This window comes from Microbacterium sp. ISL-103 (assembly GCF_018613995.1).
Taxonomy (GTDB): Bacteria; Actinomycetota; Actinomycetes; order Actinomycetales; family Microbacteriaceae; genus Microbacterium.
Genome location: NZ_JAGGPD010000063.1, coordinates 1 through 9,275, shown reverse-complemented (window position 1 = coordinate 9,275; position 9,275 = coordinate 1). Strand labels below are relative to the sequence as shown.

Annotated in this window: 8 protein-coding genes and 1 pseudogene; 8 read left to right on the top strand and 1 reads right to left on the bottom strand. The window is 68.7% G+C overall.

Features of this window, described 5'->3' with window-relative positions; translation table 11 throughout:
• Nucleotides 1-182: pseudogene (locus J7E68_RS02985) on the bottom strand (hypothetical protein); the annotation flags it as partial.
• Between the two features lie 112 nt (nt 183-294).
• On the opposite strand from J7E68_RS02985, the gene J7E68_RS02980 reads away from it, so the two are divergent.
• From J7E68_RS02980 to aroC, 8 genes are all read left to right on the top strand, one after another.
• Nucleotides 295-1,626 carry a replication-associated recombination protein A gene (locus J7E68_RS02980; RefSeq protein WP_215169710.1) on the top strand — a complete coding sequence of 444 codons (1,332 nt, stop codon included), beginning with the start codon at nt 295-297 and terminating at the stop codon, nt 1,624-1,626.
• A gap of 161 nt (nt 1,627-1,787) precedes the next feature.
• Nucleotides 1,788-2,417 carry a 30S ribosomal protein S4 gene (gene rpsD / locus J7E68_RS02975; RefSeq protein WP_052677824.1) on the top strand — a complete coding sequence of 210 codons (630 nt, stop codon included), beginning with the start codon at nt 1,788-1,790 and terminating at the stop codon, nt 2,415-2,417.
• 105 nt (nt 2,418-2,522) lie between these two features.
• Entirely contained in the window at nt 2,523-2,711 is a 189-nt protein-coding gene (locus tag J7E68_RS02970; RefSeq protein WP_215169708.1) for a hypothetical protein, read from the top strand.
• Between the two features lie 77 nt (nt 2,712-2,788).
• Entirely contained in the window at nt 2,789-5,449 is a 2,661-nt protein-coding gene (alaS, locus tag J7E68_RS02965) for an alanine--tRNA ligase (RefSeq protein ID WP_215169706.1), read from the top strand.
• Nucleotides 5,446-5,922: a Holliday junction resolvase RuvX gene (gene ruvX / locus J7E68_RS02960; RefSeq protein ID WP_215169704.1), complete on the top strand. Its 477-nt coding sequence runs from the start codon at nt 5,446-5,448 to the stop codon at nt 5,920-5,922. The genes alaS and ruvX overlap by 4 nt, the downstream gene beginning before the upstream one ends.
• Nucleotides 5,922-7,418 (top strand): endolytic transglycosylase MltG, encoded by a 1,497-nt coding sequence (mltG, locus tag J7E68_RS02955; protein WP_215169702.1) that lies wholly within the window; start codon nt 5,922-5,924, stop codon nt 7,416-7,418. The genes ruvX and mltG overlap by 1 nt, the downstream gene beginning before the upstream one ends.
• Complete coding sequence (locus tag J7E68_RS02950) at nt 7,415-8,227, top strand: shikimate dehydrogenase (RefSeq protein ID WP_251048571.1); 813 nt, start codon at nt 7,415-7,417, stop codon at nt 8,225-8,227. The genes mltG and J7E68_RS02950 overlap by 4 nt, the downstream gene beginning before the upstream one ends.
• A 54-nt stretch (nt 8,228-8,281) precedes the next feature.
• Nucleotides 8,282-9,275: chorismate synthase (gene aroC, locus J7E68_RS02945; RefSeq protein WP_215169700.1), on the top strand; the 994-nt coding region annotated here is incomplete at its 3' end.

Sequence of the window (9,275 nt, the reverse complement as noted above, 5' to 3'; positions counted from 1 at the left end):
GCATGCGCGACCTGGCTGGCGACGGCCCCGGCGATGATCACGACGCCGACCACCGAAGCGATCGTGTTGTCGCGGACGCGGCGACGGATCTGTCCCTCGTGCCAGGTCTTGCGGGCGGTGTGCAGACGCGCGCGCTCCGATTCGGTGCGCGCCTGTCGCGTGCTCTTGCCCCGTGCGGCCATTGCATACTCCCTTACGGACGTGAATGTGCACCGTCGCCTGAGAGCCTACAGTCGGCTGCGCGCAGACATCGATCACGCCCGCGGTGTCGGTGCCCCGCGTTAGCCTGGACGGATGACTTCCGCTGCCGCACTGCTCTCCGGGCAGACACCCCTCGCGGTGCGCATGCGCCCCGTGTCGCTCGACGAGGTCGCCGGGCAGAAGCACCTGCTGCGCGCGGGGTCTCCCATCGTCGCTCTCGCAGATCCCTCGGCCACCTCGCCCGGAGCGGTCTCGATCATCCTCTGGGGGCCTCCCGGCACCGGCAAGACCACCCTCGCGCAGGCGATAGCCCGCTCGTCGGGTCGCCGATTCGTGGAGCTGTCGGCGATCACCGCCGGTGTGAAAGACGTGCGCGAGGTGATGCAGGAAGCCATCACCCAGCGCGATCTCTACGGTCAGACGACCATCCTCTTCCTCGATGAGATCCACCGCTTCACCAAGGCCCAGCAAGACGCTCTGCTTCCAGGGGTCGAGAACGGATGGGTCATCCTGATCGCTGCGACGACGGAGAACCCGTCGTTCTCCGTGATCTCGCCGCTGCTGTCGCGCTCGCTGCTGCTCACCCTGCAGCCGCTGACCGACGACGACATCGGCCTGCTCGTCGACCGGGCGGTCGTCGACGCCCGGGGTCTCAACGGCGCGGTGACGCTCGCCGACGACGCCCGCGCGGCCCTGATCAGACTCGCATCCGGCGACGCACGCCGCGCGCTCACCGGACTCGAGGCGGCAGCTGCAGTGGCATTGTCGAACGGCGAGGACGGCACGGTCCCCGCAGCCACTGCCGACGACGTGGCGCAAGCGGTCGACAAGGCTCTTCTGCGCTACGACCGCCAGGGCGACGAGCACTACGACGTCATCAGCGCGTTCATCAAGTCGATACGCGGATCGGACCCCGATGCGGCTCTGCACTACCTCGCGCGGATGATCGAAGCGGGCGAGGACCCCCGCTTCATCGCCAGGCGCCTCGTGATCTCCGCGTCCGAGGACGTCGGGCTGGCCGACCCCCAGGCGCTGGCGATCGCCGTCGCCGCCGCAGACGCCGTGGCGTTCATCGGCATGCCGGAGGGGCGGATCCCGCTCGCCGAGGCGACCGTCTACCTCGCGACCACGGCGAAGTCGAATGCGGCCTATGTCGGCATCGACGCGGCCATCGCCGACATCCGCTCGGGCGGGTTCGGCCGGGTTCCGCTGCACCTGCGCGACGCGCACTATCCCGGTGCGAAACGGCTCGGACACGGACGCGGCTACGTCTACCCGCACGACAGCGAGTTCGGCATCCTGCCGCAGCAGTATCTGCCCGACGAGCTGCAGGGCAAGCGCTATTACGAACCCAAGAACCTCGGCGCGGAACGCGACATCTCGGCGCGTCTCGAGCGCATCCGACGCATCCTCGACGGGCGCTGACGCGAATCTGTTAGACTGGATCGGCTCGAAACCGTGTTTTCGGGCATCTCCTCGTTCACACCACACCTTGCTGGCGCCCCGGCGTGCGCTCCAAGGCAGAACGCGGACGATACGTCCGTGAGTCGTGAAAGCCGCGACCACGTCATCGGAAGGACAACTTCGTGACCACGAAGTCCCAAGACCGCCGCAAGGTACGTCTGAGCCGTGCCCTCGGCATCCCGCTCACCCCGAAGGCCGCCCGCTACCTCGAGAAGCGTCCGTACGCTCCGGGTGAGCACGGCCGCACCAAGCGCAAGGCTGACAGCGACTACGCCGTCCGTCTGCGTGAGAAGCAGCGTCTGCGCGAGCAGTACGGCATCCGCGAGAAGCAGATGCGCAATACGTTCAACGAGGCTCGTCGTCAGGACGGCCTGACCGGTGAGAACCTGGTCGAGCTGCTCGAGATGCGTCTCGATGCACTCGTCGTGCGTTCGGGCTTCGCCCGCACCACCGCGCAGGCTCGCCAGCTCGTCGTGCACCGTCACATCCTCGTCGACGGCCAGCTCGTCGACCGCCCGTCCTTCCGCGTGAAGCCGGGTCAGCTCATCCACGTCAAGGCCAAGAGCGAGGGCACCGAGCCCTTCCAGGTCGCAGCCGCCGGCGGTCACGCCGAGGTCCTGCCTCCCGTTCCCGGCTACCTCGAGGTCGAGCTCGACAAGCTCCAGGCCCGCCTGGTTCGTCGTCCGAAGCGCGCCGAGGTCCCCGTGACCTGTGAAGTGCAGCTCGTCGTCGAGTACTACGCAGCTCGCTGAGTTCAGCTTTTCCGCAGAAGGCGTCGGGGTCACCCGACGCCTTCTGTCGTTTCCGCATACGATGGTGACACCGCGCCCTCGCGGGTCAGAGGCAAGGATGGCGACATGAAGAACGTGCTGTGGTTCCTGATCGGTGTGATCGGCGGCTTCGTCGCGGCGCACTTCATGAACAAGGACCCGCGTGGTCACGACATCCTCGCCGAGGTCGACGCTCGCTTCAACGAGTTCACCGGGATCATCGGCGACTCCTACCGCGAGCAGCAGGCGCGACTCACAGACCCCGCGGACGACTGAGCGCCGCGGCCGGTCGGCCGCCGCACCCCGTCAGCCCGCTCTTCCACACCCTGTACGCAAGGACACCCGGCACCCTTATGAAAACTGCGGAGATCGCGCAGCGCTATCTCGACTTCTTCGAGAAGAACGACCACGTCATCGTCCCCTCGGCCTCTCTGGTCAGCGACGATCCGTCCCTGCTGTTCACGGTCGCCGGAATGGTGCCGATGATCCCTTACCTCACGGGTGTCGTCCCCGCGCCGCACCCGCGCCTCGCCGACCTGCAGAAGTGCATTCGCACGAACGACATCGAAGAGGTCGGAAAGACCGCGCGTCACGGCACCTTCTTCCAGATGATGGGCAACTGGTCGTTCGGCGACTATTTCAAAGAGGGCGCGATCCGCTACGCGTGGGAGCTTCTGACGAGTTCCGAGTCCGATGGCGGACTGGGCTTCGACGAGAAGGACCTCTGGGTCACCGTCTACGAGACCGATGACGAGGCAGAGGCCATCTGGCGCGACATCATCGGCCTCAAGCCCGAGCGCATCCAGCGCCTCGGCCGAGCGGACAACTACTGGAACACCGGCCAGCCGGGCCCCGGTGGTCCCGACAGTGAGATCTTCTTCGATCGTGGTCCGTCGTACGGCAAGGACGGCGGTCCGGCCGCTGACGACTCGAGGTTCCTGGAGATCTGGAACCTCGTCTTCATGCAGGACTTCATCGAGAACATCCGTGGCAAGACCGAGTTCGACATCGTGGGGGAGCTGCCCCAGAAGAACATCGACACCGGCATGGGACTCGAGCGCGTCGCGTTCCTCAAGCAGGGTGTCGAGAACATGTACGAGACCGACCAGGTGCGTCAGGTCCTCGACCGCGCGGTCGAGCTCTCGGGTCGTCGCTACGGCGCCGTGCACGAGGACGACGTCCGATTCCGCGTCGTCGCCGACCACGTGCGCTCCTCGCTCATGCTGCTCTCCGACGGGGTCCGCCCCTCGAACGAGGGCCGCGGGTACATCCTGCGCCGCCTCATGCGTCGCACGGTCCGCGCCATGCGCCTGCTGGGCGTCGACGAGCCGGTGTTCCCCGAGCTGTTCGCCACGTCGCGCGACGCCATGAAGTCCGCCTACCCCGTGCTCGAGGCCGACTGGCCGACGCTCTCGGCGTCGGCCATCGCCGAGGAGGAGACCTTCCGCCGCACGCTCGCGTCGGGCTCGACGATCCTGGACCTGGCCCTCGATGACACGAAGAAGTCCGGTGGCACGACTCTCAGCGGACCCGAGGCCTTCCTGCTGCACGACACGTACGGATTCCCGATCGATTTGACGCTGGAGGTCGCCGAGGAGGCCGGACTCGACGTCGATCGCGCCGCGTTCGACTCCCTGATGCACGAGCAGCGGTCGCGCGCGAAGGCCGATGCACGCAACCGCAAGCGTCAGCTCGCCGATGTGTCGGTCTATCGCGACCTGCGCGCCCTGGGCGAGACGGGCTTCGACGGCTACTCCGAGCTCGAGGTCGACTCGCGGATCCTCGGGATCCTCGTCGACGGGCAGCCCGCCCGCAGCGCCTCGGAAGGACAGATCGCCGAGGTCGTGCTCGCTGAGACCACGCTGTACGCGGAGTCAGGCGGCCAGGTCGCCGACAAGGGCGTCATCGTCGGCCCCGGCTACGAGCTCGAGGTCCTCGACGTCCAGCGTCCGGTGCCGGGTCTGATCAGCCACACGGTCGAGGTCACCCGCGGTGCCGTCGCCGTCGACGATGCGGCGACGACGGTCGTCGACGCAGCGAACAGGCGAGCGGCGCGCCAGGCGCACTCGGCGACGCACCTCGTGCACGCCGCGCTGCGTGACACTCTCGGTCCGACCGCCACGCAGGCGGGCTCGCTCAACCGCGCCGGATACATGCGGTTCGACTTCTCGTGGTCTCAGGCGCTCTCGGCCGACACGCGCAGCGAGATCGAGGAGATCACGAACCGCGCGGTCAACGACGCGCTCGAGGTCACGACGCGGATCATCACGCTCGACGAGGCGAAGGAAGCCGGCGCCATGGCGCTGTTCGGCGAGAAGTACGGCGAGGTCGTGCGGATGGTCGACATCGGCGGCCCCTGGTCGCGCGAGCTCTGCGCCGGAACGCATGTGAGCTCGAGCGCCGAGATCGGCCTCGTCAGTGTGGTCGGCGAGTCGTCGGTGGGCTCGTCCAACCGTCGTATCGAGGCTCTGGTCGGACAGGACGCCTTCCGTGAGCTCGCCGCCGAGCGTGCACTCGTGTCGCAGCTGACCACCTCGCTCAAGCCCCCGCGCGACAAGCTCGCCGAGCGCATCGCCGATCTGTCGGCGAACCTCAAGGCGGCAGAGAAGCGCATCGCGCAGTTCGAGTCCCAGCAGCGAGCAGATCGCGTTCCGGCGATCGCCGAGGCCGCAGGCCGCGTCGGCGCCTTCCGCGTGGCCGCGCAGTCGCTGGGCGAGGTCGCCTCGGCCGACGACGTGCGCGAACTGGTGCTCGGCGTGCGCGAGCGCCTCGGATCCGAGGCGGCAGTCGTCGCCCTCGGCGCCGTGGTGAACGGTCGCCCTGTGGTGGTCGTCGCGACCAACGACGCAGCCAGGGCCGCCGGAGCGAAGGCGGGTGCGCTCGCGAAGCGCGCCGCGTCCGTGCTCGGCGGCGGCGGTGGCGGTCGCGACGACGTCGCTCAGGGAGGTGGCACGGACGCTCTGGCGCTGCCGGCCGCACTCGAGGCCGTCTCTCAGGAGCTGCAGTCAGCGTGAGCGGCTTCCGCCGCGGTGTGCGGCTCGGGATCGATGTGGGTCGGGCGCGCGTCGGAGTCGCCCGCTGCGACCCCGACGGGATGCTCGCCGTGCCCGTAGAGACCGTGCGGCGCGATGAACTGGCGATCGAACGCATCGCGACGATCGCGACGGACTACGACCTGCTCGAATTCGTCGTCGGGCTGCCCGTCAACCTGATGGGCGCCGACACCGCATCGACGACGGATTCGCGCGAGTTCGCGGCGGCCCTGAGCGCGCGCACCGGGCTGCCGGTGCGCCTCGTCGACGAGCGCCTCAGCACGGTCACGGCACACGCCGCCCTGCGTTCTTCGGGCAGATCCCAGAAGAACTCTCGTAGCATTGTGGATCAGATCGCCGCGGTGGTTCTGCTGCAGCAGGCGATAGACACGGAGAAGAGCACCGGAAACCCGCCCGGAGCCACGGTTCCGCTCGACGAGGAGTCCCCCCGATAATGCCCGAACGTGAGAGTGCTTCCCCTCAGCACGATCCGGACGCCCGCCTGGGCGACCTGTTCGAGAATCTTCCCGACCCGACGCAGCAGATCCCGACGGTGGACAACACGCCACCGCCGCCCGGTTCGCGCAGGGCGGCTCGCGAGGCGGCGCGTTCGTCGAACCCGCAAGCCCCCGATCCTGCCCCCGTGGAGTCGTCCGAGCCGGAAGACCTGTCCACTCGCGCCGTCCCCGTCGCTCCTGCCGCGGCGGTAGCCCGCGAGGAAGTCGCCGGTGAGCGGGCCGCCACATCGGATGCGGCACCGGACACGGCCGTCTCGACCGACGACGCCCGCCCGGCCGGCGCAGGCGGCGGTCTCGAGGACCTCTTCCAGGCGCACTCCGATGAGGATGCCGGAGGCCGCGCTCCCACGAAGAAGAAGCGTCGCACCGGCTGCCTCGTCGCGCTGATCATCGTGCTCGCCGTGGTCGGCGGCATCGCTGCCGGTGGTGTCTGGGTGTGGAACACGTATCGCGACCAGATCAGCGACGCGCTCGGCTGGGGCGAGCCTGCGGATTGGGAGTCGGGAATCGCCACGGGCGAGGTGCTCGTGACGATCAAAGACGGTGACACCGGATCACCTGTGTCCACAGCACTCCACGAGGCGGGCGTGACGCGCACCGACGAGGTGTTTTACGACTATCTCGTCGACGAGGGGCTCTCGGTCACGTTCTATCCCGGCATCTACCGACTGCAGGAGAAGATGACCGCCGAGGCTGCTCTCGAGGCGCTGCAGGATCCGGCGAACAAGCTCGAGAACTCCGCCAGCGTGGGAGAGGGAGCGACCATCGAGTCCTCGCTGCCGGGCATGGCCGAGTCGCTGGGGATGCCCATCGAAGACCTCCAGGCGGCAGTGGACGCCGACCCTGCGACCTACGGTGTCGACGCGCAGAGTCTCGAGGGCTGGTTGTTCCCCGCCGTCTACACGTTCGATCCCGGTGTGACGGCCGAGCAGGTCATCCAGCGCATGGTCGATCGAACGCGGGAGTCGTTGGCTGCGGCCGGCGTGCCGGCGGGTGACGAGCAGCGCGTGCTCACGATCGCCTCGATCATCCAGCGAGAGGGCCTCACCGCGGACTTCCCCAAGGTATCGCGGGTGATCCAGAACCGCCTCGACATCGACATGAAGCTCCAGATGGACTCCACCGCGCAGTACGGCTACGGCTCGCTGCACGAGGGGGTCGTCTCGAGTTCCGCCGAGGCGCTGGAAGACGACAACCTCTGGAACACGTACTTCCACACCGGACTTCCCATCACCCCGATCGCCAGCTCGAGCGACGCGGCGATCGATGCCGCGATGCACCCGGCAGACGGTCCGTGGCTGTACTTCGTCACCGTCAACCTCGCCACCGGAGAGACGCAGTTCTCGGTGACGTACGAGGAGCACCTCCAGGGCGTCGACAAGTGGGAGAAGTGGTGCCAGGAGAACCCCGACGGGGGATGCTCGGCCGGATGAGCCGCCACCGCCTGGCGGTGTGGGGAGACCCGATCGCCCATTCGAAGTCACCTCAGCTGCATGCCGCCGCATATGCCGTGCTGGGTCTCGATTGGGAGTACACACGCCGTCAGGTCGCCGAGGGGGCGTTCGGCGCGGCTCTGGGCGGGCTCGACGGATCGTGGCGGGGGCTCTCGCTGACGATGCCGCTCAAGGAGCAGGCGCACAGGGCTGCGACCGCTCTCGATCGCCACGCCGATCTCACAGGTGCCGTCAACACCCTGCTGCTCTCGGAGGGGCGCCGCGGATTCAACACCGACGTCGGTGGGATCATCGACGCGCTCGCGGAGCACGGGATCCGAGACGTCGCCCGCGTCCGCATCCTCGGAGCCGGCGCGACGGCGGCATCCGCTCTGGTCGCGAGCGTCGAGATCGGCGCCGCGGCGATCGACGTACGCGCGCGTCGCCCCGAGCGTGCGGCCGGTCTGGTCGCGCTGGGTGAACGGCTGGGCAGTGCCGTGTCCGCGGCGTCGTTCGACGAGCCGATCGCGCCGGTCGATCTCACGATCGCGACGCTGCCGGGCGGCACGGAGCTCGAGGAGGCGACCGTGGCACGCCTGAGCGCGAGCGGGGGAGCCCTGTTCGACGTCGCGTACGCGCCGTGGCCCTCGTCGCTCGCTGCCGGCTGGTCAGGAGGGGCTGCGCTCTCCGGAGAGGGGATGCTGCTGCGACAGGCCGTGCGACAGATCCGTATCTTCCACCACGGTGAACAGGACACACCGCTGCCGTCCGAACCCGCGGTGATCGCCGCCATGCGCGCGGTCCTCTAGCCACACGGCGAAACGCGGCACGAGCCGGGTGGGAACCCGTGGGAGACTAGAGCAATGCTCCGCGTGCTCACGGCCGGCGAATCCCACGGCCCAGAACTCATTGCCGTCATGGAGGGTCTGCCCTCGGGCGTCCCGGTCTCCTCCGAGGCGATCCAGGCCGATCTCGCGCGCCGCAAGCTGGGCTACGGCCGCGGCTCGCGCATGAAGTTCGAGCAGGACGAGCTGAGCATCTCGGGTGGCGTGCGGCACGGCAAGACCCTCGGCAGCCCGATCGCCCTGCGCATCGGCAACACCGAGTGGCCGAAGTGGATCGAGGTCATGAGCCCCGAGCCGGTCGAGCTCACCGACAAGTCGCGCGGTCGCAGCGCGCCCCTCACCAGACCGCGCCCCGGTCACGCCGATCTCGTCGGCATGCAGAAGTACGACTTCGACGAGGCCCGGCCGATCCTCGAGCGTGCCAGCGCACGCGAGACCGCCGCTCGCGTGGCCCTGGGTGCCATCGCCCGATCCTTCCTCGGCGAGCTGGGCATCCGTCTCGTCAGCCACACGCTGTCGATCGGTCCGGTTCGGGTGCCGGAGGGATCGGCGCTGCCGACTCCCGACGACGTCGATGCACTGGACGCCGATCCGCTGCGCTGCTTCGACGCCGCGACCTCGGCGCTCATGGTCGCAGAGGTCGATGACGCCAAGAAGGACGGCGACACCCTCGGCGGCATCGTCGAGGTGCTCGCGTACGGTCTGCCGCCGGGGCTCGGCTCGCACGTGCACTGGGATCGCCGGCTGGATGCGCGCCTCGCCCAGGCGCTGATGAGCATCCAGGCGATCAAGGGGGTCGAGGTCGGAGACGGCTTCGAGACCACCCGCCGCCGCGGCTCAGCAGCGCATGACGAGCTCTTCGCGACGACCGACGGCATCTCGCGTGGCTCCGACCGCGCAGGTGGCACCGAGGGCGGCATGTCGACCGGCACCGTACTGCGTGTGCGCGCCGGCATGAAGCCGATCGCCACCGTGCCGCACGCGCTGCGCACGATCGACATCGCGTCGGACG

Excerpts from the sequence above, each read along its gene's own strand:
- J7E68_RS02980 (WP_215169710.1), top strand. The coding sequence starts at position 295 with ATGACTTCCGCTGCCGCACTGCTCTCCGGGCAGACACCCCTCGCGGTG.
- J7E68_RS02970 (WP_215169708.1), top strand. The coding sequence starts at position 2,523 with ATGAAGAACGTGCTGTGGTTCCTGATCGGTGTGATCGGCGGCTTCGTC.
- alaS (WP_215169706.1), top strand. The coding sequence starts at position 2,789 with ATGAAAACTGCGGAGATCGCGCAGCGCTATCTCGACTTCTTCGAGAAG.
- mltG (WP_215169702.1), top strand. The coding sequence starts at position 5,922 with ATGCCCGAACGTGAGAGTGCTTCCCCTCAGCACGATCCGGACGCCCGC.
- J7E68_RS02950 (WP_251048571.1), top strand. The coding sequence starts at position 7,415 with ATGAGCCGCCACCGCCTGGCGGTGTGGGGAGACCCGATCGCCCATTCG.